Source organism: Stenotrophomonas sp. YJH_SMC_122 (genome assembly GCF_059369535.1).
This window is the reverse complement of sequence record NZ_JCAFST010000006.1, coordinates 43,625-68,447: the sequence shown is the minus strand read 5'-3', so window position 1 is coordinate 68,447 and position 24,823 is coordinate 43,625. Positions and strand designations below refer to the sequence as shown.

Below are 24,823 nucleotides of genomic sequence, written 5' to 3'. Positions count from 1 at the left end.
ACGATGGTCCCGTCCACCGCATTCCGCGCGTGGCTTTGGAGATCGGACATGGCACAGCAGAACCAGAACCCGAACCAGAAGCAGCAGGGCCAGCAGAACCAGCAGGATCAGCAGCAGGGTCGTGGCCGCGACCAGCAGCAGCAACAGCAGCAGGAACAGCAGCAGCGCAACCAGCGCAACCAGCAACAGGGTGGGCAGGACGAGGAAGAGTGACTTCGGTACCCGCTTCCTGTGATGCGCGAAGCCCCGCCCCGTGCGGGGCTTCGCTTATTCCAGCACGCCGATGCGTTGCAGCACCGGCGCTGCTGACATGTCGTTCGGATTGGTGCCCGGCTGACCCTGCGGCACCTCCATGCCCATGCCGCGGTAGAGATCGACCCAGTGCTGTGCGATCTGCCCGGTCTGCGGGTTGCGGAAGTTCATCGGCTGCAGTGCGAACACATGATGCGCACGGAACGCGCGCTCGATGAAGTCCGAGCAGTAGTAGCTGTCCTCGTTCAACACGTATGACGTGTTGTAAGGTTTGCCCAGCATCGTGCGCGCGGTCGCGATCGCATCCTTGATGGCAGCCTGCTGGGATGCGTGCAGGCGATAGACCACGATGTGCCGCTGCTTGGCCCGTGCGTCCTGGCGGAACTCGACCAGTGATTGCCGGCGCGATCCCTTCTCGTCCGCATGCAGTACCTCCCAGCCGTCCGGCGCCGCAGCGAGCAGGGCCACGTGATCGAAGCTGGGTGCGCCCTGCTTGCCGGTGGCATCGTCGATGGCCGCGCTGAGGCCGCTGCGGCCGGCGGTGACGAACAGCAGGTCGCCTTCCCGGACCTCCAGCGCGGCCACAACACCAGGCCACAGCATTGGCACCAACAGGGAGAGGGCAAGCAGGAATCCGCGCATGGGGCCAGGGTCGAAGCGTGTGCGGCGTAGTCTAACGGCTGCTGCGATGAGGTTGATTTCCGTATTAGTGTGATATTAGTCTCAATTCAGCATGTCGGGATATTCCTGACAGCGGATGTTGAAACTGAATTGACGGAGGCATGGCTATCCTTGCCTCCCTACCGCGCCGGAACCGCGCGCGACCGCCCGGAATCAGGAGGATCCCGTGAACCAGCTCCGCCCCGTTGCCCTGCTTGCGCTTGCCTTGGGGCTTGCGCTGTCGGGCTGCAAGCCTGCCCCCCAGTCGGCCCCCGCTGACGCCGCCGCCCCGGCTCCGACCAGCACGGCCGCCGCCACGGCGCCGGCCACGCCGGTTGCCGCGCCCCCGGCAGACGCGTCTGCCAGTTGCCCCCATCCGGTCTTCGACGACTTCCTCAAGCATTTCGGCAACGAGATCGCGCTGCAGGAGACGTCCACTGCCGATCCGCTGATGGACAGCCACATCGACAGCGAAGCCGAGCCGGAGCCACGCAAGGTGGAGGAGAAGGTGCCGCTTGCCAAGGTCGAATGGCCGGTGATGCCGGACCCGGCCACGCTGCAGCGCCAGGGCCGCGAGATGCAGGTCACCCGCCTGCCCGATGGCCAGGTACAGGTGCAGATGCGCACCCCGGATACCAGCGACCAGCAGATCTACACCTTTGCCCAGAAGCCGTGCTGGCAACTGGTCAAGCGTGAGGACGAATCGATCTGACCCCTGAGCGACCGCCTGCGGGCGGTCGTGTGATTCACCCAAGGAGCACCGCATGCGTCTGTCTCCCGTTGCCCCCGTGCTGGCCCTGATGCTTGCTGCCTGCAGCGGCCCTGAGGCGGCTGTACCGGCGGCCCCTGCTTCTACTGACCCGGCAGCGACGCCGGCCGCGCCTGCGGCTGCCGTTGCGGACCATCCCACCTCTCTTACGCGCGACGAGACCGGCATGCATATCGATTGCCAAGGCACCCGCCTGCACCTGGCGGCCCAGCCCACCCAAGACACGGACGCTTCCCGGCTGACCACGCTGGAAATCGAAAAGGACGGCGCACGCCAGGCCATTGCTGCGCCCAAGGAGATGGACGGCTATACCGCCGTTGGCCTGGCCTGCGTGCAGGACCGCAGCGGTACGCCGTACTTCGTCGTGCAGTACGGTGAACTGCCGTTCGGCTGCAGCTTCTGCGAGTGGTACTACCTGTACGACGCCAGTGGCCGCCAGTTGACCCACAGCACACCGCCGCTGCGCGGCGCGGAAGGCGAGGAGCAGGAGCCCAACAACGACGAGTACGAGAAGTTGATCGACTCGCTCGGCATCAAGCACCCGGAGGTGAACTACATCGAAGACTGAGCGCAGCGGCAGGATGTCGCACGCGCGCTGTGAACGCAGCACTGCAGTACCGCAGTACCAGAAGTACCAGGAGCAGTACCCCTTAAGGAAATCCCCCTTTTCATAGAATGGATAGCACACACATGGCAGACATCTACCAGGACATGGTCCAGCCCCGCGGGGCGGCCTACAGCAGTGACCGCATCAAGCCGTGGAGCCACTACCGGGAGCCGATCGACCAGAGCGACGGCCGCCTGCATGGCAACTCCCGCCGGTGGGGCGATGCGACCCCGGAAGTACAGTCACGGGTGATCGACACGATCATCGAGTCGGCGCGCGAGAAGGGCCTGACCCCGCGCGAAACGGCGCACGTACTGGCCATCGCCCGCGTTGAATCGGGCTTCAACCCCGATGCCGCCGCTGGCACCACCTCGGCCTCGGGCCTGGGCCAGTTCATCGACAAGACCGGCAACCACTACCACCTCAACAACCGCAACCGCTTCGACGTCGGCGCACAGTCCGATGCACTGGTTGACCATTACATCGATAACCGCACGCTGGCGCACAAGCGCGGCCAGGGTGAGGAGTACATCTACAAGTACCACCACGACGGCCCGACCCGCGATTACGGCGGCCTCACCCTGTCTGAAAAGAAGGTGATGCCGTACGTGGACAAGTACGAGCGGTTCGTGGAGCAGCGCCTGGGACTGACCCAGGGCCAGTCCCATGGCAGCCACGCCGCCCCCACCGTAGCTGCGGCCACGCACGCGCAGGCCAAGCCGGCAGCGGCGCATGCCGAAGGCCAGACCCGCAACTTCGAGCAGACGATGCAGGTGATGCTGCCCCCGCAGAACGGGGTCAAGCCGCACATTACCGGTGAGTTCGGCGAACACCGCGCGCACAAGCCGCACGGTGGTACCGACTTCAACTATGTCGGCGGCCAGCACGGCCGTAATCTGCAGCACCCGACCGTCAACGCGCCGATCTCCGGAACGGTGACGTTCGTCGGCGGCGACTACGGTACGGTGAAGATCAGGGATGCGCAGGGCAACTCGCACGAGATCCTGCACCTGCATTCGACCCAGGTGAAGGAAGGCCAGCCGATCAAGGCGGGTGAGCCGATCGGTACCATGGGCGGGCGTGGCCCGGGCGGTGCGGGTCAGTATGCCCAGCACGTGCATTACCAGTTGAAGGATCCGCACGGCAAGCTGCTCAGCCCGCAGGACTTCTGGGACCACGGCAAGCTGAAGGAAACCGGCAAGGGCGGCCATTCGCATGACGCCGACCACAACGGCGTGCTGCGCCAGGGGGCAAAGGGCGAGGAAGTGACTGCGCTGCAGAAGGAACTCAACCGCCTGGGCGTGCGCGACGGCCATGGCAACCCGCTGAGCGAGGACGGCAAGTTCGGTGCCAACACCAGGGACGCACTGATCGCCTACCAGAAGCAGCACGGGCTCTCCGCCGATGGCGTGGCGGGTCCGGCGACGCTGGGCAAGCTGGCCGAAGGCCGCAGCCATGCCGAGGCGGCGCCGAAGGGGCCGCAACTGGGCGACAAGGCGCATCCGGATACGCCGCTGCACAATGCGATCCGCGGCCACATGCCGGGCATGATCTGCAACGAGATGAGCGCGCACGTGACCGCCCAGGCCAAGGCCGCCGGCATCGATTCACCGGAAAAGCTGCAGGGCGTCACCGTGCAGGATGGCAAGGCCTTCGTCATCGGCACCGTTCCCGGCTTCCGTACTGCGGTGGACATGACCCAGACGGCACCGAGCCTGCAGGAGACCAGCGCTGCAATGCTGGCCAAGCATGAGCCTTCGCAGCAACACGTGCAGGACGAGCAGCAGCGAGTGGCCATGGGCCGTTGACCGCTGCGTGTGAAGAGGTGTGTGGTAAAGGAGGCCGGCCGGGGCAATCCGGCCGGCTTTTCCGTTCATGGGGCAAGGACATACACGGATGCCGTTTCGCATGATGCACAGCACGCCGCCATTGCAAGGCACGGCGTCCACATGAGCCGGGTGCTGCGGTGGCGCAGCGCATGGCAGTGGGTAGGGCTGGCACTGCTGCTCTGCCTGCTGCCGCTGCCAGTGCTGGCGGCGGTCCCGATTCCGGCACTGGACGACCCGGTGGTGGACACCGCCAACGCGCTGTCCGCCAGCACCCGCGCCACGCTGCGCGAGCAGGCATTGCAGCTGCAGGCACGCAAAGGCGCGCAACTGCAGGTGCTGGTGGTGCCCAGTGTTGGCGATGACGGCATCGAAGCCTATGCACAGCGTGTCTTCGACCAGTGGCAGCTGGGCCGCGCCGGTGTCGATGACGGGGTGTTGCTGCTGGTGGCGGTACAGGACAGGCGCGTACGCATCCAGACCGGCTATGGCCTGGAAGGCACCATTCCCGATGCCTATGCCGCGCGCATCATCGACAAAGCCATCGTGCCGCGCCTGCGCGAAGGAAACCTGGACCAGGGCATGCTGGACGGCAGCAAGGTGCTGGTGGCGCTGATCGATGGCGAGCCGCTGCCGCCCGAGGAAGATTCATCCGCACGCAACCTGTTGCCAGCGGATTGGCGCACAGGGGATTCGGTCGTTGCCCTGACGCTGCTGGTGGGGTTCCTGGCCGGTCTGTGGCGATCACCGCCGCGCCTGCTGGCCACCAGGACCGAAGCCGGGTTCAGCGGTAAACGCCGTGAGCGGCGGCGCAAGGCACTGGCAGCCAATGCGGCAATGCCCAGGCCGAACTGGCCGACATTGCCGGCCTGGGGCAGGCCGTTGCTGGTAACGGCAGTGATGGCCGCCGGGTTGGTTTCGGCGACGCTGCTGCTGCCGCGGCATGTGCTGCCTGGGCTGTTCTTCGTGCTGTTACCCGCTGTACCGGTGGCGGCGCTGCTGGGGTGGTGCTGGCGTCGCAGTCGTGGTGTGCGCATCGTGCTGTCCGGCATGTTGGCCGTCAGTATCGGTTTCTTTGTGATGATGCTGGTCCGTGGTCAGTTGCCGCCCAGCCTTGCCCTGCACACGTTGCTGAACCTGGCGGTCGCCATTGCCGCCATGCTGGTGTTCTTCCTGGTGCAGGCCGGCCGCGCGCGCTGGCGGAAGAACCGCAACAGCTTCGCCGTGCGGCTGGTGGTACTGGTGCTGTTGACCGGCGGCTATGCGCTGGGCGCGCTGCTGGCCATCGACCGGGCCAGCGACGAGAACGCACGCGTGTTGGCGACGATCGTGTCCAGCGTAGGCACGCTGTTCCTGTACTTCATCTGGGTGTTTACCCTGCTGCCCGGCGAAAAAGCACGCAGCGGACGAAGGTCGTCCCAAGGCTACCGTTCCTCGTCCAGCACCTCGTCGTCGAGTTCGTCCTCAGGCAGTTCCGGCGGCTGGTCCGGTGGTGGTGGTCGCAGCGGCGGCGGCGGCGCATCGGGCAGCTGGTAGCTCAGGCCGCCCACACCCGCCAGCCCAGCGCGGCATCGCGCAGTTCGCCGCTGCCGCTCACATCACCCACCTGCAGCTGCACGCCCTGCGCATTGGGCAGGTCCTTCTGCTCGGGGAACCAACGACGGTCGGCGGCGACGATAATCAGCAGGCCCTCGTCGTCGCCCACCGGCGCGAACTGCGGCGACGGCGGGCTGATCGGCTGCAGGCCGAAGCGCTGGCTGGACTGTTCGCGCACCGCGTCGACATCATGGCTGGGCAGGCCAACCTCGCTCAGGCAGGTCAGCTCGCTGCCATGGAAGGCGCCTGCGCGCGTGCTGACTGGCAGACGGCGCCGGCCGATCAACTCGAGGATCAGGCCGTCCGGGCCGGTGAAGTACACCGACTGCGACTGCCAGCTGCTCTCCAGCGCAAAGTAATCCAGACCCTCAGGATTACGTTGCAGCGGGGTACGTTCGCGCAACCAGGCCATCGCCTCGCCGAAGCGGTTGTCCGGTACGTTGAAGGCCAGGTGCACGCCACCGACGGGGTGATCACCCGCCGGCTGCAGTTCGATCGTGCTCCAGCCGATGTGCACATGGTTGCCGACCACGCGCTGCTGCAGTACATCGTGGAAATACGCGGCGACGGTGGCGACGTCGGACACCGGCAGGGTGAGGTGAAGCAGGCGCATGACCGATTCTCCATGGACGCGCTCACTGTAGCGCTGGGTCCTGCCCGGCGGCCACTAGCGCAGTGAATGGTTGAAGAATCGTATTGCTGCGTCCACTGCGTGCGCGTGGGTCTGCGCCTTCGGCACCGACGTCCTGCACAGGTCCTGCAGCCGCTGCTGTCCGGTCGGGGTGCATGCGGCGAGGAAATCGTAATGGCCGACACCGGGCAGCACCTGCAGTGCAGCGCCCGCAATCAAGGCCTGCGCAGCTTCGCCATTGCTCTGCGGTGGCGCAACCGTGTCCGCCTGGCCGAGCACGATCGACACCGGCTGTTTCAGCGAGGAGAACTGCTCGGGCGCAAAGGCCTGCACGATTGCCGGTGCCAGCAGGAACACCGCGCGCACGCCGGGAATGGCGCGTGCGTCGTTGGCGTGGGACATCCACGGCGACAGCTCGGGCGACGCCGCAGCGGCAACACGCGCCTCCATCGTGTGCGTTGCCGCTTCCTGCTGGGGCCGGCAGACGCCGTCATCCGGATGCGCGGTGCAGAAGTCCCGCAATCGCTGCAGGTCCGGTCGCGCACCGGCCGCCAACAGTGCGGTGTAGCCGCCGGCCGAGAAGCCGGCGACCCCCAGGCGCTCGGGATCGACATGCGGGCCCAGCACCGGATCGGCCTGCACAGCCGCCAGTGCGGCACGCAGATCATCGGCGCGCAGCCAGGTCAGCACGCTGCCGGGCAGGGTCATGCTGTCAACGCCGTTGTTGCCCGGATGATCGACTGCGATCACCAGATAGCCCGCCCGCGCCAACGCGGTGCCCAGCCAGCCCATCATGCGCGCGCTGCCGCCGTTGCCATGGGAGAGCAGCAGGGTCGGCAGGCGATCACCCGCGACCGGCGCATCCCTGGACGACCGGCCGACGTCGAACAGCGGCGCGTCGGGTGGACCGATGGTCAGCGCGGTTTCCCGGCTGCCTGCAGGTGCCGGATACCAGACCGTGTAGCGCAGCGCGTCGCGGTGCTCTGCGTCGCGCACGGCGGCGCTGGCCAGCGTCGTTGTGCCGTGGCGCTCGCCGGCCACCCCGCGTTCGCGGGCGGCGCCGGTGCTCGCGAACACCATCAGCATCGCTCCCAGCACAGCAGCGGTCATGCGCATCTTCAACTCCTTGTCAGTGGGGACGGTCGTCGACGGGCAGCCAGATTTCCACGCCGCCCTGGCCGGTGCGCTCATCGAACCGGGCGTCGTAGCGCTCCAGATCCGGCGCATCGGCAAGGCCCAGGTTGGAAGCAGGGAGATAATGATCCAGCAACCAGAACCAGGTCGAGCGGATGGCCGAGATGTGCCCGCTGTGCCAGGCCACCAGGTAGCGGCGCGCCGGGATGTCCACGCGTCGCCAGTGCGCAGGCACGCTCGGCACCGTGCTTGCCGGTAGTGCCGCGATGTAATCGAAGCCACCCTTGTCATCACTGTTGCAGCACACGCCGAAACTGATCGGCGCCGGCGTCGGCCATTCGCGGTTGAGCTGGGCCCACTGTCCGGGAATCGCGCCGCCACTGTCGCGGGTATGCCGCATACCGATGCCGGCCACCTGGAACGCGGGTGTCTCGAGCAGGCGGGGGGCTTCAATGCAGGCGGACGGGGCCTCGTCCACGCGGATCGCCTGCACCAGCGCCAGCCCATCGGTGCCCTGTTCGCGTACGCGCTCCGGCGTCTGTCCGAACTGTTCGCTGAAGGCACGCGTGAAGGCGGCATGGGTGGTATAGCCGGCACCCAGCGCCACCTGCAGGATGTCGCCGGCGCCGTTGGCCAACTGCTGCGCGGCAGCGGTCAGGCGGCGCCCGCGCAGGTAGCGCATCACCGAGGTGCCGGTGCGGGCCTGGAACAGGCGCGACAGATGGAACGGCGACAGGCCCGCTGCAGCGGCAATGTCGGCCAGCGCCAGTGGCTGGTCCGCGTGGGTTTCGATGTACCACAACGCCTTGCCTGCCGCGCTCATCCTGCCGTTCCTAGAACCAATGCTGGGCACAGTAGCGGATCGGCAGGCGCGGCGTTTAGCAGTTCTTGCGCCTGTGCGGACTCAAGCTGTCGCACTGACGTCATGCCTCCTTCACAGAGCGCGCCGAGACTGCGCGCCTTGTCCAGGCCTGCGATGTCCCTGCAGGTGCTGGCCCTGTCGCGTCCTCCCGGAGCCCTGCCGTGCATCGTTCGAAGCTTTCGCGTTCCATCCTCCTTGCCCTTTCCATGGCCAGCGCAGGAGGCGCGATCGCAGCGGAGGCCGATGCGGTCGATGCCGCAGGCGGCAGCCGCGCCGCACCCACCCAGCTCGATGCGATGCTGGTCACCGGCACCCGCGCCTCCAACCGCACCCAGTTCGAAACGCTGGCGCCGGTGGACGTGTTCACCAAGGAAGACATCAGGTCCGTCGAATCCACCGACCTGAAGGACGTGCTGGCGCAGCTGGTGCCATCATTCGTGGTACAGCGCCTGCCGATGGCGGACGGCCAGGTGTTCGTGCGTCCGGCCACCTTGCGTGGCCTGTCGCCGGACCAGACCCTGGTGCTGGTCAACGGTCGCCGCTTCCACCGCAGCGCGCTGCTCGGCAACCGCGGTGCACAGGCGGCCGACCTGGCGCAGATTCCGACCAGTGCGATCAAGCGCATCGAGGTGCTGCGCGATGGTGCGTCGGCGCAGTACGGTTCGGATGCCATCGCCGGTGTCATCAACATCATCCTCGAAGAGGGTCCCGGCACCGAGATCACCGCCGGCTACTCGCAGTATGCGCAGGGCGACGGTGCCTCGCGCGATTTCAGTGCGCGCACCGGTTGGTCGCTGGGCGACTATGGCAGCCTGGTGCTGTTCGCCGAATCGTCCAACTCGGACGCCACCTCGCGCACGCGCCAGCGCCCGGATGCGATCGTCTTCCAGGCTGCACATCCGGAGCTGGAGGTGCCCGATCCGGTGCAGCGCTGGGGCCAGCCGGAACTGGAGAGCCGCCGCGTCGGCTTCAACGTCAAGGCCAACGCCAGCGGGACGCTGGAGCTGTATGCCTTCGGCCTGTACAGCCACAGCGATGGCGTCAGCGATTTCAACTGGCGCAACCCGGATACCACCACCGGCGCGTATCGCACCACCGCCATCTTCCCCGGCTGGAACCTGCGTTCGCTGTATCCGGTCGGCTTCAGCCCGCAGTACGGCAACGTCCAGAACGACCTGCAGCTGGTCGGTGGCCTGCGTGGCGAGATCACGCCCAAGCTGCGCTGGGACGTCAGCGCCTCGTATGGCCGCAATGCCATCGACTACAGCCTGAAGAACTCGATCAATGCTTCGCTGGGTCCGGCCAGCCCGACCGCGTTCGACCTCGGCCGCCTGACCCAGACCGAGAAGAACGCCAACGCCGACTTCAACTACGAGTGGGAGGTGGGCGCGCTGTCCCAGCCGATCAATGTCGCCTTCGGGGGCGAGTTCCGCCAGGAGACCTACCAGGTCCGCGCCGGTGACCCGGCCTCGTACGCGGTGGGCCCGGGCGCGGCTGCAGGCCTGGAGGCCAATTCCAACGGTGCGCCGGGCTTCTCGGCCAGCCAGGCCGGGCAGTGGAGCCAGCGCAGCAAGGCCGCCTACGTGGACATGGAAGTGCCGCTGGGCGAGCGCTGGAGTATCGGTGCGGCCAGCCGCTACGAAGATTTCTCCAGCTTCGGCAGCACGCTGGACGGCAAGCTCTCGGCGCGTTTCGCGATCACCCCGGACGTAGCCCTGCGCGGCACCGTGTCCAGCGGCTTCCGCGCGCCGACGCCGGCGCAGCTCAATACCACCAGCACCACCCAGGGCCTGGACACGCGCACGCTGCAGATCTTCACCAGCGGTCGCCTGTCACCGAACGATCCGCTGGCGCAGCTGCTCGGCGCCAGGCCGCTGAAGCCGGAAGAATCGCGTACCGCGTCGCTGGGCCTGACCTGGCGCACCGACCTGGGCCTGTCCGGCTCGGTGGATGTCTACCAGATCAAGCTCAGCGACCGCTTCAGCCAGTCGGCCAGTTTCGCCATTCCGGCCGGTACGCCCAATCCGCTGGGCTATACCTCGGTGAACTATTTCACCAACGACTTCGATACCACCACCACCGGCGTGGACGTGGTCGGCAACTACCTGCGCGACCTCGGCGCCGGCCGCATGACGCTGACCCTGGCCTACAACTACAACCGCACACGCGTGGACAACGGCAGCACCTCGGTGGCCACCAACGAGACCCAGCGCGTGCTGTTCGAGGATCGCCTGCCCGAGCACAAGGGCAGCCTGACCGGCAGCTGGGATATCGGCGCCTGGTCGCTGATGGCACGCATGCGCTACTACGGCGCCTGGACCGATTCCAGCGGCAATGCAGTGGGTGACATCTACCAGCGCTTCGGCGCGATGAGCTTCCTCGACCTGGCCGTCGGCTATCGCATCAACGAACATCACAGCCTGCGCGTCGGTGCCGACAACGTATTCGACCGCTATCCGGACGAAGCCACCTTCCAGGCCAGCCGCGGCCTGGTCTACTCGCGCAACGCGCCCTATGACACCGACGGCGCCAACCTGTACGCGCAGTACCGGCTGAGCTTCTGATGGACCCGGCCCGCCGCTTCCTGTTGCGTGCCGGCTCCTTGCTGCCGGCCGCAGCTGCACTTTCTTCACTGCCGGCCATGGCTGCCACGCGTTACGCTGCGTCCATGCAGATTCCCGCAACGACCGTGGCGCCGGACGTGCTGGCCCGCGATGAAAACTACTGGGCCACAGTGGCCAGCCACTTCGACGTCACCGACGAAGTGAACCATCTGGAGAACGGCTATTGGGGCGCGATGGGCCGCGAGACGCTGGCCAGTTACCAGCGCCACACCGCCGAGGTGAACCGTGGCAACGCGTGGTATGGGCGTCGCGAATTTCCGGCGCAGTACATGGCGGTGCAGCGGCAGGTGGCCGAACTGCTGGGCGTGGGCGCCGACGAGATTGCGCTGACCCGCGGCGCCACCGAGGCGATGCTGGCGCTGATCGGCGGCTACAACCGCCTGCAGCCTGGCGACCAGGTGCTGTACGCCGACATCGACTACGACAGCATGATCGGCGCCATGCGCTGGCTGCAGCGGCGCCGCGGCGTGCAGGTCGAGCGCATTGCGCTGCCGGCAGTGCCCGACCATGCCCAGATCCTTCAGGCCTACGAGGCCGCGTTCGCGCGGCTGCCACGCCTGCAACTGGTGCTGCTGACCCAGGTCAGCCATCGCCATGGACTGGTGCTGCCGGTGGCCGAAATCGCCGAACGTGCGCGGGCACGCGGCATCGACGTGATCGTTGATGCAGCACACGGGTTTGGCCAGATCGACTACGCGGTGCCGCAGCTCAAGGCCGATTTCGTTGGCATCAACCTGCACAAGTGGATCGGTGCGCCGGTCGGCGTCGGCGCGATGTATGTGCGCAAGGGCCGCGTTGCGGACCTCGACCCGTACATGGGCGAGACCGACGATGGCCGCGTGGGCAGCCGTGTGCACACCGGCACGGTCAACTTCGCCGCTTACCTGGCGCTGCCGGAAGCGATCGCGCTGCACCAGCGTATCGGCGCGGCCAACAAGCAGGCGCGCCTGCGCTACCTGCGCGAGCGCTGGACCGTGCCTGCGCGGCAGATGGCGCATATCGAAGTGCTGTCTTCGCCTGATCCGGCGCTGGCCAGCGCATTGGCCAGCTTCCGCCTGCGCGGGCGCACCAGCGTGGCTGACAACATCGCGCTGCAGCAGCGCCTGCTGGACGAACACCGCGTGTTCACCACGCATCGTGACGGGTTGGACTCCGGCGCCTGCGTGCGGGTGACGCCGTCGGTGTTCACCCGGCCGCAGCAGATGGATGCACTGGTGCAGGCCCTTGCAGCCCTGGCCTGACCCTGCTTTGGTATTTGCCAACCTTGGTTGGCACATTCCCACCGTGCGGTGAAATCTTCCGCCGGGCATGGCCCGGCGCTACTGCATTCTGGACGCCGCACCCGCGGATGCCGTGAACGGGCATTGCCAACCAAGGTTGGCATCTACCGAAGCGGCTCCAGACAGTCGCAACGCACACCCATCCCCCGGCCGGCCAGGAGAGCCAACCGGCCAGGGGCACCACTCAACGCCTTACTTGGTCTCTTCCCACTGCACCACGTCCGGCTCGGTGGCGCGGATACCGGCGGTGGACAGCAGCCTGGTGGTCGCATCCAGCGCCGCGTTCACCGACGGATACTCCACGATGGCCTGGCCCGACGCCTTGGAGACCTTCACCACGGTGCCGCCGGTAGCCGTAGCCGCACGCTGGGCCGAGGCCGCATCGGTGAAGAACACCTTGACCCGGGAGGTCGCCACCACCGGCGCGCCGTCACGGGAGACCGCCGCCGCGAACTTGCCGGCGCCGGCATCGGCAGGTGCCGCCGTTGCGCCATCCAGCGAACGCTTGGTGCGCGAACTGGTGGTCGCCGCCGCCTGCGGGGTGATCGTGAACTGGCCGCCGCTGGCCTGCTTCACGGTGGCCGAGGGCGACAGTTGGAAACGCGTGCCGCCCACATCGAACGTGCGGCCGGTAGCGGAGGCCTTCAGTTCCTGCGCATCCACGGTCGACAGGGTCCTGGCTGGAGGGGTCTGCCCCGAGCTCTGCGCCCGGGCAGGAGAGGTCATCGCCGCGAAGGCGAGCGTGCTCAACAGAATGGTGGTCTTCATCATCAGTGCCCCAGAACGCGGATCTTGAAGAATTCGAGGTTGCCGCGCGATGCAGCGGTCGCGGCCTGCCCCATGTCGGTCACTTCCAGCGTCCAGGTGCCCGTGGCATTCTCATCCAGGAAGGCATTGCTGGACAGCAGGTCCCAGCTGGTGAAGTTGCTCTGCGCGCCACCCGTGCCCGAACCGATCGCGGTGAACGCCGGCTGCACCACGCTGCGGGTGCCGCTGGGCGACACCAGCACGAACTGCAGCTGGCGCGTGTTGCGGTGGTTGACCCGGAAGCCCAGCTGCACGCTCTCGATGTTGCGCGCGCCGTTGGCCAGCTGGAAGGTCAGGCGTGCGGCGGCGGCCGAGGTGTTGCCAATGGCCACGGTACGCGTGGTGTTGCGCCAGCCACTGTCGACCAGCGCACCGAGCGACTGGAAGTTCTCGGCCACCTGCACCGCGCGTGCAGCGTTGACCACGCCGAAGCCATACCAGTTGCTGTAGGCACGGCCGGCAGCATTCACCGTCCAGCCCGGCACCAGCGTGCGGCCGTCGGCCAGCGTCACCGCCGGCTGGTTCGGGTGGTTGCGGGTGGCGGTGGTGGCCAGGATGTACTTCACATCGCGATAGGACAGGTTCGGGTTGGCTTCCAGCACCAGTGCCGCCACGCCCGAGACCATCGGCGCCGACGCCGAGGTGCCGTTCATCTTGGCGGTGTAGTTGCAGGTGCTGTCGATGGCCGACAGGTTGCTGTCCAGGGTGTTCTGGCGGTTGGTGTTCTTGTTGCTGCCCTGCGCGCATCCGGTCACGTCGGTGGTGACGATAGCCGGGTCGTACGCGCGTGCCACCAGGCCGGGGGCGTACTGGGCCTGCAGGCCGTATTCGCCGCCGAAGGCCGACACCCACAGCGCCGAGCCGGTGGAGGAATACGACGAGCGCACGCCATCGGCACGCACCGCGCCTACCGTGATCACGTTGAACAGGTTGTTGCGCGGATCGCGTCCGGCCGGCACGCAGCCGGTGTTGCGGTTCTTGGTGTCGGTGGTGCAGACGTCCTGGGTCTGGCTGATCGAGGCATTGTTGAAGTTGTTGCCGGCCGACTTCACGTAGATGCCGCCACGGCCACCGCGCGTGCCCGACAGTGCCTGCTCATACGAACGGATCGTGTTTTCGCTGTACGCCAACGGCAGGTTCGGATTGCCCGGGCCGGCACCCCAGCTGTTGTTGAACACCTGCACGTCGGCCGATTCCGCGCCGTCCCACCAGGCGTACTCGATGTTGCTCTGCTGGTTGCCCAGGGCCGAGCGCGAAATCGGGTTGAAGCCCTTCAACGTCGCCGCCGGCGCCACACCGCGCACGCCCAGGTTGTTGGCGCCCACCGCGCCCGCAATGCCGCCGACCATGGTGCCGTGGTTGTCGACATCCGGGTTGGACGGGGTGGGGTTGTTCGAGCCATTGGTGAAGTTCTTGCCGGCTACAGCGGCCACGTTGGCCGCCAGGTCCGGATGCGCGATCTGCAGGCCGTCATCGACGATGGCGATGGTGACGCCCTGGCCACGGATGCCATTGCGGAACAGGCCATCGACGTTCAGGTCGTTGCCGGCCACCGGCAGTGTGTCAGCCGGGACGGTCTGCCCGGTGTTGAGCAGGTGCCACTGGATTGCCGCCAGTGGATCGGCCTGTTGGGCCTGGGCGGTGACGGCCAGGCTGCCCAGTACCAGGGCAGTGGCGAGGGCCAGGCGCGCGGAGCGCGGTGGCGCGGTGCGTTGCGTGTGTCGCTTCATACACGAATCCTTCTGTTGTGAATCGGCATGGCAGGACGGCGGGGCGGATCTGCCCCATCGCAACGAGCCAAACGCGACACAACGGAGAACCCCCTACCTCTTCACACAAGCAATCTGCAGATGTGCCAATTGCGTCACAAACGCTTAGTACGTCTGGTTATGACAGTGCGCACAAGCATCTTCACGCGGTCTTCGCGCGGTTGAATCTGAGTTGTGGGAGACAGGGAGAACTACGTGCAGATGACCACACACATGAAGAACGAACGGAAGCGCGGCCGTGTGCGCGCGGACCAGACCCCGCTCTCGGTTGCCGCCATCCGCAAGGTGGTGCTGTCCGTGCATACGCGCAGCCACGACTACGGCGACGATGCCGATATCGCCGAGTTGCTGCCCGAGCTGGCAGCATTCGGCATCACCACGGTGAAACCGCTGCGCCTGCTGATGAAGAAACACCGTCGCGCACTGCTGCAGGAGGAACGGATCGTCATGCGCCGCGCAGAGACGCTGCATCTGCGCACTGAGTGGCGGCCCGGTGGCATAGACGTGCATGCCAACACCAGCCGTTACGCCATCGGCGGCCTGGTCCGCACCAGCATGGAACACGAATTTGGCTTCGAGACGATGCTGCCCTTCCACGAGGTGCGCGAGGACGAACCCGCGTAGCCCGGTGCCCTCCCGGCGGATGCGGCAGCCCCGCCGGGGCATCATCGCGCGCCCTCACATCACGCTGTGCTACTACAGCCCGTGCACCCTTCCGCACGGAGCACGATGATGGTCAATCCGCTCGCCCAGGCCCATCGCGGCCTCGGCACCACGCTGTTCAGTCTGTTGAACCCGATACCCTTCGGCTTCTTCGTCGGTGCCCTGATCTTCGACGCGATCTACCTCAACAGCGCCGAGGTGATGTGGGGCAAGGCCGCCGCCTGGCTGATCACCTTCGGCCTGCTGATCGCCGTCATTCCGCGCCTGATCAACCTGTTCGCGGTCTGGCGCCGCAACGGCACGGCTACCCGTATCGACCGCATCGACTTCTTCCTCAACCTGGTCGCGGTGGTGCTGGCCATCTGGAACGCCTTCGTGCACAGCCGTGATGCGTATGCCGTTGCCGTGCCGGGCACGATCCTGTCGGCGCTGACCGTGGCCCTGATCGCCCTGGGCCTGATCCTGTTGTCATCGCAGCCGCCGGTGCTGCAGGGAGGTCGTCATGGCTAAGCACATCCTGCACACCGTGGCCGCCTTGGCAGTGGCCGTCACCCTGTCGGCCTGCGCCGGCAAGGCCGAATACCACCCGGCCGACCAGTCGGGACCGCAGCCGCCACTGCCCAAGCCGGCCAACTTCCTGATGCCGCCGATGCAGGTGCCCAAGGGCGTGGGCTGGGCCGACGGCCAGGCCCCCACGGTGGCCGAAGGCCTGAAGATCGAGCGCATCGCCGCCAACCTGCAGCACCCGCGCCGGCTGCTGACCCTGCCCAACGGCGATGTGCTGGTGGTGGAAGGCAATGGCCCCGGCGAAGAGCCGGTCACCACACCCAAGCAGTGGATCGCCGGCAAGGTGAAGGCGCGCTCGGGCAAGGCCGGCAAGGGCGGCAACCGGGTCACCCTGCTGCGCCGCTCGCCAGGCACGAACACCTGGACCCAGCACGTCTACATCGAAGGCCTGCACTCGCCGTTCGGCATCCAGCTGATCGGCGACACGCTGTACGTGGCCAACACCGGCAACATCATGCAGTACCACTACGCGCCCGGCGAAACCCGCATGTCCGACAAGGGCCGCGAGTTCACCGACCTGCCCAGCACCATCAACCATCACTGGACCAAGGAACTGCTGGCCAGCCGCGATGGCCGCAAGCTGTACGTGGGCGTCGGCTCCAACAGCAACATCACCGAGAACGGCCTGGCCGTTGAATACCGCCGAGCGGTGGTGCTGGAGGTGGACGTGGCCACCCGTGGCAGCCGCATCTATGCGTCGGGCATCCGCAACCCGACCGGGCTGGACTGGGAGCCGAGCACTGGCCAGCTGTGGGCAGTGGCCAACGAGCGTGATGAGATCGGTGCCGACCTGGTGCCGGATTACCTCACCTCGGTGAAGGAAGATGGCTTCTACGGCTGGCCCTACAGCTACTACGGCCAGCACGTGGACGAGCGCGTGCAGCCGCAGCGGCCGGACCTGGTGGCCAAGGCGATCGTGCCGGACTATGCCATCGGCTCACACGTGGCACCGCTGGGCCTGTTGTTCTACACCGGCCAGGCACTGCCGGCGCAGTACCACGGCGGCGCCTTCATCGGCGAGCACGGCAGCTGGGACCGCTCGCCACTGAGTGGCTACGAAGTGGTGTACGTACCGTTCAAGGACGGCGAGCCGACGGGACGGCCGCAGACCGTGGTCAGCGGCTTCGCCTCGAAGGACGAGAAGACCCTGATGGGCGCACCGGTCGGCATGGCGATGGATGCCGAGGGCGCGCTGCTGGTGGCCGACGACGTGGGCGACGTGGTGTGGCGGGTGTCGGCCAAGTAATTCTGTAGCGCCGAGCCCATGCTCGGCTTACGCGCGCAGCGCGCGGGTCTCCGCGCAACGAACGAAGAGCAGCCGAGCGTGGGCTCGGCTCTACAGTTCCGCGGTACTGCTGCGGAACCCACTGAACACCGATTCGGCGGCGAACCCCACGCCGCCCAGCAGCACGCCGAAGTACACCACCGTGGCCACCACGAAGCCGTACCCGGCCGCCACCGCCGCACCATCGCGCTGGATGAAGCCAATCGCAAACGACATCAGCGCCAGCGCCGGCAGCGTGTTGCTGAAGGGAATCGGCCCGGCCGGCGCCATCAGCAGCAGGGTCGCAAACACCAGCATCAGGTTGTTCAGGCGCATCATCTTCTTCGAGCGCACCATCACCGCCAGCCGCATCGGCCGCGAAAGCCGCTCCATGCGGTGCACCCATTTCAGCGCACGGCCGAGGTTGGCTTTCAGCTTGTCGGTGGCGATCTCGCGGCGCGCCAGCTTCTGTGGCACCCATAGCGGGCGGTTGCGCACCCGGCTCAGGCCGATCAGCAGGATCGAGGCCCCGAATACGGTGCTCAGCCCGGGAATCGACACCGGGATGATGAAGATGGCCGAGAGCAGGATCACGATCAGCAGCAGGCCCTCATCGCCCAGCGCGCTGAGCAGGGTGCCGACGCGCACCTGGTCGCCGGGCAGTTCGTCGATCATCTGCTCGATCTGCTGGGCCAGGGGCGCGCTGTCGTCGGTTTCGGGGGCATGGTAGGTCATGCGTCGTAAGGTTCTCCAGGGAAGGGCGGTCAACGGGCCGTCCTGCGGTGGGGGACGCACAGGCTCCAGAAGTATCCCGGCCAACGTGGGCAAAGAGGTGAACCGGGCATGAGGGGGTAAACTGGCGTGCCCCGCACGAGTTGAACGCAATGGACATGGGCCGCAGGCAATCGACCATCGAACTGGTCGCCATCGACATGGATGGCACCCTGCTGGACCCGTCGCACCAGCTCACCCCCCGCGCCAGGAAGGCCATCGCGCAGGCGCGCGCACTGGGCGTGCACATCGTGCTGACCAGCGGCCGCCCGGTCCCCGGCCTGGCGCCGTACCTGCACGAGCTCGGCATCAACGGCAACGACGACTACTGCATCGCCTGCAATGGCGGCCTGGTGCAGCGCATCGGCACCCGCGAAACCGTGGTCGAGTATCCGCTCAGCTTCGACGATTTCCTGTTCTGCGAGCAGGTCGCCCGCGACCTGGGCGTGCACTTCCAGGCGCTGGACAGCCAGCGCATGTACACGCCCAACCAGGACATCAGCTACTACACCGTGGCCGACTCGCATCTCTCGCGGATGCCGCTGTCGTATCGCCGCGTGGAGGACATGGACCCGTCGATGTCCTTCATCAAGCTGATGATGATCGACGCGCCTGACGTGCTGGATGCCGCCATCGCGCGCCTGCCCAGCGCGCTGACCGAACGTTTCGCGGTGCTGAAGAGTGCGCCGTTCTTCCTGGAAGTGTTCGACCACCGCGCCGGCAAGGGCCCGAGCCTGCAGAAGCTGGCCGAGCACCTGGGCATCGACCGCGCCAACGTGATGGCCATCGGTGACCAGGAGAACGACCTGACCATGCTGCAGTACGCCGGCACCAGCGTGGCGATGGGCAATGCCATCGATGCGGTGAAGGCGGTGGCGCGGTTTGAGACCAGCAGCAATGCCGACGAAGGCGTGGCGCGTGCGATCGAGGCCTACGTACTGCGTTGAGGCACCAAGCGGCGCTCAGCGCCTCAGGCCCAGCACGCAGTGCGGAGCATCGCGCTGGCTGCGGATGATGATCTCCTGCGCTCCTACGGTGAGCGAATGGTGCTGCTCGTGGTTCCGCGCGCTCAATGGCGCACCATGGCTGGGTGGATAGATGAATGGCTGCAGGGCATAACGCTTAGCCAACCGCTCCAGTGGGAAGCATGGCGTATCCACGAACGTGACGAACAGGAGGCGGATGTCATCGTCCTTGCCGCGTATCACGCGATACTCCACATTGTCGATGGCATAGCCATCGGCGGTCAGCATCGGCTGTGACCGGTAGATGCGCGGTCCTGCATCCTTCTCAAAGGAAAACGGCGCGATGATGCCCAGCTCATGCAGCTGGGCCGGGCTGATCGGCGACGGCGTGGTGACCAGCGCGTCGATCAGGGCATCCAGACGCTGTGGGGAACGCACTTCAACTCTGTCGTGCGATAGCGCAGTTTCCATGCACGAAAGCAACATCATGCCAACGCTGGCTATTGCTTTCCAGGTGGTCCAGCGGGTCATCAAGGCTCCTGCCAATCTGGAATCGGGTATCTGAAGATACCGGACAGGACGATACCTGCGTATAGCCGCGCTGTACCACGGTGCAATGGCGGATGCGGCAGTGCGATGCAAGAATTTCGCACGTCGAAATCACCCCACCGAATCCCACGGCAGATGATCGTCTTCGTCTGCTGACCGGCGCGCAGCGCGCCGTCACCCCCTCAACGCGATCGCACCGCCAGCCAGGGCGCCGACACCGGTGCTGCAACGCGCTGGGCGTGCGCCTGCGCCGCTCTCTCCCTGCACCTGGATCTGCCCATGAACACCCCACCCACGACGCGCCTCGCCCTGGCCATCATCGCGGCGATCACCGCACCTGCGTACGCAGCAGACACGCACGACACCGCGCTCGACACACCCACCACGCTCAACGCCCTGCAGGTCATTGCCACACCGCGCGGTGCGGCCGTGGCACCGACCCAGGTGGTCGGTCCCAACCGCTACATCATCAAGGCCGAAGACCTCGACGCGATGGTCACCGGCAACAATGGCCTGGCCATGCTGAAGCAGGTACCGGGCGCCAGCTACACCGCCACCGACGGGCTGGGCCTGGATATCTCGGCGACCAGCCTGTTCGTGCGCGGCTTCCGCATGAATGAAATGGGCATTACCTTCGAGGGCGTGCCGCTGAACGACAACGGCTTCCTCTCGCTCACCGGCACCAGCGTGGTGAACGTGGGCGTGCCCGATGGCATCGGCGCGATCACGGTCAGCCCCGGTGGCGCACCGGTCAGCGTGTTCTCCAGCAGCGTCAACGGCGGCAGCCTGGAGTACCGCCTGCGCGAGCTGCAGGACACGCCCAGCCTGCGCGTGAAGCAGGGCGTGGGCAGCAACAACACGTCGGTCACCACCGTGTCCGGGCAGAGCGGCCAGCTCGGCGAGCATGGCCCGAAAGTGCTGGTCGACCTGCAGCGCGTGTCCGCCGACAAGTACCAGGGCGAGGGCACGCAGAACTTCCTGCGTGGCGACCTGAAGCTGCAGCAGGATGTCGCCTGGGGCGATTTCACTGTGTTTCTCTCTGACAGCAAGGCCAAGGTCTGGGGCTACAACAACATCTCCTTCGACATGATCCGCAAGCTGGGCTGGAAGGCCGACATCTTCTACCCGGACTACGCTTGGGCGTATTACGTGGCCTCGCCGGAGAACGCCGACAAGTCCTGTGGTGCATACACCTGCGGTGAGCTGTCCGAACTGATTCCGTACGACACCGGCCAGATCACGCGCGATCGCGTGTCCTCGGTGAACCATCGCTTCCTGATCAGCCCCGCGCTGAGCGGCAACGTGCAGCTGTACAACGCCAACAGCCACACCCAAGCCACGCTGACCGACCCGACCGTACCGTCGCCCAACGGCGCGCCGTTCTCCGAACAGGTGCAGACGCCGCGTGTGAATCGGCTGGGTGGCATGGTCAACCTGCAGTTCGAGACCGGCGCGCAAACCTTCACTGCCGGTTTCTGGCAGGAGAAGAGCAAGGCCGCAGCCAAGACCGAGTGGTACCAGCAGCCACTGCTGGGCGAGGGCCCGCCGCTGAAAGCCACCGGTCCGTTCGATGTGTATGGTCCGGCGTTCAAGACCGACAACGCGTCGAGCTGGGTGACCCGCTCGCGCCAGTTCTACCTGCAGGGCGACATCGTGCTGAACGACACGCTGAAGCTGGGTGTCGGCTTCAAGGCCGTGGACTTCCGCACCCGCGGCGGCGGCCTCGGTGATGCCAAGGACCGGCCGGTGAACGGCACGCTGCGCGCGAAGAGCAACTTCCTGCCGCATGTCTCGCTGTTCTGGAGCCCGACCGGATCCACCGATGCCTTCATCGACCTGGCCAACACCATGAACGGCTACCGCGTCGCCCAGCGCGGCAACATCGGCTACACCGCCTCAGCGTGGACCATCACCGACCAGGAGGAGTTTGACCGCGTGGCGGGTACGCTGCGGCCGGAGAAGAACTGGAACCTCACCGTGGGCGCATCGCATCGTTTCGACCGGCTGACGATCACCGGCGATGTGTTCTACAACGACATCCGCAACCGCTTGCTGTCGGCCGCCATCGGTACCCAGTTCGCGCAGATCAACACCGTGCGGCTGATGCCGAAGATGCACGTGATCGGCGCCGACCTCGGCATCACCGCCGACCTGAGCGACCACCTGCAGTTCTACCAGGGCGTGGCCGTGGCCCGTTCGTACTACGACAGCGATTTCGTGGTGGGCGACACGGTGTACCCGATAAAGGGCAACGCGCAGCCGGGCTACCCGCAGATCTCGTTGGTCAGCGACCTGTCCGCGCACTTCGGTGACTGGCGCTTTGGTGCAACCAGCACCTCGTACCTGCGCCAGCCTTTCACCTACGAGAACGACATCCGCGTGCCGACCTTCTGGCAGGTCAACACCTATGCCGCCTACCGCTTCGGTGCCGACAGCGCCGTGCCCGGCCTGGAGCTGCGGCTGGACGTGAGCAACCTGCTCAACCGCCACAACATCGGCACCGCCACCATCGCCGGCTCGTCATTCTCGGGGGATTACCAGACGCTGCAGCGCAGCGCGCCACGGCAACTGATGTTCAGTACCTCGATGACGTTCTGAGGCAACGAAGGCCGGGGTCAGATCCCTTTGCACGGTAAAGGGCTCTGACGCCAAAACCCGCCCGGAAGCCCGCCTTGCGCAATCAACAGGGATTTTCTGGCGGCGACGCAAGGTTCCCACAATGTTGCTGGGTCATTCTGTTGGCATGGCACAGCACACCCCGCCAACCAGATTGTTCGGCATCGGCGGCCCACGACGGCCCCGGCCGGCGCTTTCCGTGGCGCCGGCGATCGACTTGCAGGGCGAATACCAGTTCTGGCAGGTCTACGAACGCGTGGTCCGCCCGCTGCCCGGCGGCGGGCTGCGCCGGGCCTGGCTGGTGTGCCAGAAGGTGTACCGGGACCGCCTGCGGTTCCCGCATGACACCCGTGAAGCCGCGCTGGCGCGTGTGCTTTTCGGTAGCAACAGCACGCCCGAGCGCGCAGCCGAACTGCAGGACCTCTTCGGCCTTGTCAGCCGCCGCATGGCGTCCGTTGCCGTCCGGCGACAAGCGCCCACGCCGGGAAAGTGAATCACTGGCCAGGAATCGACACGCGTTGATGGCTTTATCTCGGTCCGCCTGCTTTTGGCCTATTCTGGGGCGGGCCGGTAAGGACGGGAAACGATGGAAATCAGACGATCTGCACGCCTTGTGATCGTTGCTGAGGATGCGGTGCTGCTGTTCCGGTATCACGATGAACACCACGCTCCCTTCTGGGCTACACCGGGTGGGGAGCTTCTGCCCGGGGAGGGATATGCGGACGCCGCACGGCGTGAGCTCAGGGAGGAGACCGGATTGGATCTGCCGATAGGCGTGCGGCTGGAAAAGCGCGATGCCGTCTACGCGGTCGCCCGATCAACGCCCGCGCGATGGCTGGAAGAGTATTTTCTGGTCCGCAGCCCCAACCAGCCCGACATCCAGCGTGAAGGATGGACGGAGGAGGAAAATGCCACGATCAGGGCGTGGAAATGGTGGCGCGTAGAAGAGATGAGAGAACAGCCTGCTTCCCTGTTCAAGCCGGAATGGCTGCCGGATCTTTTTGAACGTGTGCCCGCATGACGCGGCCTGATTCTGCACGCTGCGATTACGTGCTCGCCTTCCCGCGGTCCAACTGCCGGTAGCCAATGGCCTCGGCCAGATGCGCCGTCTGGATCGTTTCGCAACCCGCCAGATCGGCAATCGTGCGCGCCACCCGCAGAATCCGGTGCATCGCCCGCGCCGACAGCTGCAGGCGCTCGATGGCCTGTTCCAGCATGTCCTGATCTGCCTCGCTCAGTCGGGTACAGGCCCGCAGTGCCGCCGGCGGCAGATGCGCGTTGAGCCCGCCACGCACCTGCTGCTTGGCATGGGCGGCTTCCACCCGTGCACGTACCGCAGCACTGGGCTCCCCCAGCGGCGTGCTCTCCCGCAACTCCACTGCGTCCATGCGCGCCACACTGATGTGCAGGTCGATACGGTCCAGCAACGGACCAGACACCCGCGCACGGTAACGGTTGATGCGCTCGTCGCTGCACAGGCAGCGGTTGCTGCGGTCACCGGCCCAGCCGCACGGGCAGGGATTCATCGCAGCCACCAGTTGGAATCGCGCGGGGTACTGCACGCTGCGCGCCGCGCGGGCGATGCGGATGTGGCCGGATTCCAGCGGCTCACGCAGAGTTTCCAACGCACTGCGGTTCCACTCTGGAAGCTCATCCAGGAACAGCACGCCGTGATGGGCCAGCGAGATTTCGCCGGGGCAGGGTGGATTGCCGCCGCCTACCAATGCGGCCGCGCTGGCACTGTGGTGCGGTGCCCGGAAGGGACGCTGCCGCCAACGCCGTGGGTCCAGCCCTTCGCCACTCACCGAGGCAATCGCGGCCAGCTGCAGTGCCTCGGTTTCTTCGGTATCCGGCAACAGGCTGGGCAGGCGCGAGGCCAGCAGCGTCTTGCCGCAGCCAGGGCTGCCGATCAACAACAGATGGTGCCCACCCGCTGCGGCCACTTCCAACGCGCGTCGTGCGTGCGCCTGCCCGCGCACGTCGGCCAGATCGGGCAGTGGCAACGGTGTCGTGTCCACGCGCTCCACGGGCGGCAACAGGCGCGGATTGCCCAGCCCGGCGCAGCACTGCAGCAACGTACGCGCTACGCGTACATCGGCATGCTCGGCCAGTGCGGCTTCTGCGGCATTCCCCGGCGGCACCACCAGAATGCGCCCGGCGTCTGCCGCCGCGATCGCGGCGGGCAGCGCACCCGCCACCGGCCGCAGTTCACCGGTCAGGCCAAGCTCGCCCAGGAATTCGTACTGCAGCAGTGACTGCGGATCGACTTGACCACTCGCGGCAAGAATGCCCAGCGCAATCGCCAGGTCGTAACGCCCACCTTCCTTGGGCAGGTCGGCGGGTGCCAGGTTCAAGGTGATGCGCCGCTGCGGAAAGTCAAAGCGCGCACATAGTAGGGCGGCACGCACGCGCTCGCGCGATTCGCGCACGCTGGTCTCGGCCAGGCCGACAATCTGGGTGGCAGGCAGGCCGCCAGAGAGGTGCACCTCCACCCGCACCAGTGGGGCATCGACCCCGGCGCGGGCACGGCTGTGGACCAGCGCCAGGCTCATGTGTGGATTCCTGCAGAGGGATGCTTGATGCTGCGGCAGGTGCTCTTCGAGGGCTATCG

General features: G+C 66.6%; 23 protein-coding genes. 14 read left to right on the top strand and 9 right to left on the bottom strand.

Going from position 1 to position 24,823, the window contains the following annotated elements:
- Positions 1-48 precede the first annotated feature (48 nt).
- The gene (locus AC5P66_RS10025; RefSeq protein ID WP_005414774.1) at positions 49-213 is read left to right on the top strand and encodes a hypothetical protein; all 165 of its coding nucleotides are present in this window, start codon (positions 49-51) and stop codon (positions 211-213) included.
- 54 nt (positions 214-267) lie between these two features.
- Here AC5P66_RS10025 and AC5P66_RS10020 read toward each other — a convergent pair whose 3' ends face one another.
- A complete protein-coding gene (locus tag AC5P66_RS10020; protein ID WP_099496143.1) occupies positions 268-894 on the bottom strand; it encodes a YiiX/YebB-like N1pC/P60 family cysteine hydrolase in 627 nt (208 codons plus the stop codon).
- A gap of 205 nt (positions 895-1,099) precedes the next feature.
- On the opposite strand from AC5P66_RS10020, the gene AC5P66_RS10015 reads away from it, so the two are divergent.
- The 4 genes from AC5P66_RS10015 (at position 1,100) to AC5P66_RS10000 (ending at position 5,650) form a co-directional block, all read left to right on the top strand.
- Positions 1,100-1,624 carry a hypothetical protein gene (locus tag AC5P66_RS10015; RefSeq protein ID WP_099600865.1) on the top strand — a complete coding sequence of 175 codons (525 nt, stop codon included), beginning with the start codon at positions 1,100-1,102 and terminating at the stop codon, positions 1,622-1,624.
- 223 nt (positions 1,625-1,847) lie between these two features.
- Complete coding sequence (locus AC5P66_RS10010) at positions 1,848-2,249, top strand: hypothetical protein (RefSeq protein WP_005420055.1); 402 nt, start codon at positions 1,848-1,850, stop codon at positions 2,247-2,249.
- Positions 2,250-2,371: 122 nt separating this feature from the next.
- Positions 2,372-4,096 (top strand): peptidoglycan-binding protein, encoded by a 1,725-nt coding sequence (locus AC5P66_RS10005; RefSeq protein ID WP_049417020.1) that lies wholly within the window; start codon positions 2,372-2,374, stop codon positions 4,094-4,096.
- 141 nt (positions 4,097-4,237) lie between these two features.
- Positions 4,238-5,650 (top strand): TPM domain-containing protein, encoded by a 1,413-nt coding sequence (locus tag AC5P66_RS10000; protein ID WP_099495344.1) that lies wholly within the window; start codon positions 4,238-4,240, stop codon positions 5,648-5,650.
- Between the two features lies 1 nt (position 5,651).
- Here the strand turns inward: AC5P66_RS10000 and AC5P66_RS09995 are convergent, their stop codons facing one another.
- The 3 genes from AC5P66_RS09995 to AC5P66_RS09985 are packed head-to-tail and all read right to left on the bottom strand — an operon-like array spanning position 5,652 to position 8,298.
- A complete protein-coding gene (locus AC5P66_RS09995; RefSeq protein ID WP_099495343.1) occupies positions 5,652-6,323 on the bottom strand; it encodes a VOC family protein in 672 nt (223 codons plus the stop codon).
- A gap of 54 nt (positions 6,324-6,377) precedes the next feature.
- On the bottom strand, positions 6,378-7,457 hold the full coding sequence (locus AC5P66_RS09990) for an alpha/beta hydrolase family protein (protein WP_099495342.1): 1,080 nt from the start codon (positions 7,455-7,457) through the stop codon (positions 6,378-6,380).
- Positions 7,458-7,470: 13 nt separating this feature from the next.
- The gene (locus tag AC5P66_RS09985; RefSeq protein WP_049439970.1) at positions 7,471-8,298 is read right to left on the bottom strand and encodes an AraC family transcriptional regulator; all 828 of its coding nucleotides are present in this window, start codon (positions 8,296-8,298) and stop codon (positions 7,471-7,473) included.
- Positions 8,299-8,498: 200 nt separating this feature from the next.
- Here AC5P66_RS09985 and AC5P66_RS09980 point away from each other — a divergent pair, with 200 nt between their 5' ends.
- Both AC5P66_RS09980 and AC5P66_RS09975 read left to right on the top strand, forming a co-directional pair.
- Positions 8,499-10,901 (top strand): TonB-dependent receptor plug domain-containing protein, encoded by a 2,403-nt coding sequence (locus AC5P66_RS09980; protein ID WP_495216277.1) that lies wholly within the window; start codon positions 8,499-8,501, stop codon positions 10,899-10,901.
- Complete coding sequence (locus AC5P66_RS09975; protein WP_099495340.1) at positions 10,901-12,202, top strand: aminotransferase class V-fold PLP-dependent enzyme; 1,302 nt, start codon at positions 10,901-10,903, stop codon at positions 12,200-12,202. Before AC5P66_RS09980 ends, AC5P66_RS09975 begins: the two co-directional genes overlap by 1 nt.
- Before the next feature lie 231 nt (positions 12,203-12,433).
- Here the strand turns inward: AC5P66_RS09975 and AC5P66_RS09970 are convergent, their stop codons facing one another.
- Both AC5P66_RS09970 and AC5P66_RS09965 read right to left on the bottom strand, forming a co-directional pair.
- Complete coding sequence (locus AC5P66_RS09970; RefSeq protein WP_495216276.1) at positions 12,434-13,012, bottom strand: DNA breaking-rejoining protein; 579 nt, start codon at positions 13,010-13,012, stop codon at positions 12,434-12,436.
- Positions 13,012-14,778: a S8 family serine peptidase gene (locus AC5P66_RS09965; protein ID WP_478483537.1), complete on the bottom strand. Its 1,767-nt coding sequence runs from the start codon at positions 14,776-14,778 to the stop codon at positions 13,012-13,014. Before AC5P66_RS09965 ends, AC5P66_RS09970 begins: the two co-directional genes overlap by 1 nt.
- A 252-nt stretch (positions 14,779-15,030) precedes the next feature.
- Between AC5P66_RS09965 and AC5P66_RS09960 the strand changes: the two genes are divergently transcribed.
- The 3 genes from AC5P66_RS09960 to AC5P66_RS09950 all read left to right on the top strand — a co-directional run bounded on the left by AC5P66_RS09960 (position 15,031) and on the right by AC5P66_RS09950 (position 17,293).
- Positions 15,031-15,441: a hypothetical protein gene (locus AC5P66_RS09960; RefSeq protein ID WP_478483535.1), complete on the top strand. Its 411-nt coding sequence runs from the start codon at positions 15,031-15,033 to the stop codon at positions 15,439-15,441.
- Positions 15,442-15,549: 108 nt separating this feature from the next.
- Entirely contained in the window at positions 15,550-15,990 is a 441-nt protein-coding gene (locus AC5P66_RS09955) for a DUF2231 domain-containing protein (protein WP_049417033.1), read from the top strand.
- On the top strand, positions 15,983-17,293 hold the full coding sequence (locus tag AC5P66_RS09950; protein WP_495216275.1) for a PQQ-dependent sugar dehydrogenase: 1,311 nt from the start codon (positions 15,983-15,985) through the stop codon (positions 17,291-17,293). The genes AC5P66_RS09955 and AC5P66_RS09950 overlap by 8 nt, the downstream gene beginning before the upstream one ends.
- Positions 17,294-17,383: 90 nt before the next feature.
- Here the strand turns inward: AC5P66_RS09950 and AC5P66_RS09945 are convergent, their stop codons facing one another.
- Positions 17,384-18,046, bottom strand: a complete 663-nt coding sequence (locus AC5P66_RS09945; protein WP_049417035.1) for an exopolysaccharide biosynthesis protein — start codon at positions 18,044-18,046, stop codon at positions 17,384-17,386.
- 149 nt (positions 18,047-18,195) lie between these two features.
- On the opposite strand from AC5P66_RS09945, the gene yidA reads away from it, so the two are divergent.
- Positions 18,196-19,029 carry a sugar-phosphatase gene (gene yidA, locus AC5P66_RS09940; protein ID WP_495216274.1) on the top strand — a complete coding sequence of 278 codons (834 nt, stop codon included), beginning with the start codon at positions 18,196-18,198 and terminating at the stop codon, positions 19,027-19,029.
- A 15-nt stretch (positions 19,030-19,044) separates the two neighbouring features.
- On the opposite strand, the gene AC5P66_RS09935 is transcribed toward yidA, so the two are convergent.
- Entirely contained in the window at positions 19,045-19,578 is a 534-nt protein-coding gene (locus AC5P66_RS09935) for a hypothetical protein (protein WP_495216273.1), read from the bottom strand.
- 297 nt (positions 19,579-19,875) lie between these two features.
- Between AC5P66_RS09935 and AC5P66_RS09930 the strand changes: the two genes are divergently transcribed.
- The 3 genes from AC5P66_RS09930 (at position 19,876) to AC5P66_RS09920 (ending at position 23,233) form a co-directional block, all read left to right on the top strand.
- Complete coding sequence (locus AC5P66_RS09930) at positions 19,876-22,194, top strand: TonB-dependent receptor (RefSeq protein ID WP_495216272.1); 2,319 nt, start codon at positions 19,876-19,878, stop codon at positions 22,192-22,194.
- A 121-nt stretch (positions 22,195-22,315) separates the two neighbouring features.
- Entirely contained in the window at positions 22,316-22,705 is a 390-nt protein-coding gene (locus tag AC5P66_RS09925) for a hypothetical protein (protein ID WP_164109675.1), read from the top strand.
- Between the two features lie 93 nt (positions 22,706-22,798).
- Positions 22,799-23,233: an NUDIX hydrolase gene (locus AC5P66_RS09920; protein WP_495216270.1), complete on the top strand. Its 435-nt coding sequence runs from the start codon at positions 22,799-22,801 to the stop codon at positions 23,231-23,233.
- Positions 23,234-23,258: 25 nt separating this feature from the next.
- Here the strand turns inward: AC5P66_RS09920 and AC5P66_RS09915 are convergent, their stop codons facing one another.
- Positions 23,259-24,764 (bottom strand): YifB family Mg chelatase-like AAA ATPase, encoded by a 1,506-nt coding sequence (locus AC5P66_RS09915; RefSeq protein ID WP_495216269.1) that lies wholly within the window; start codon positions 24,762-24,764, stop codon positions 23,259-23,261.
- Between the last annotated feature and the right edge of the window lie 59 nt (positions 24,765-24,823).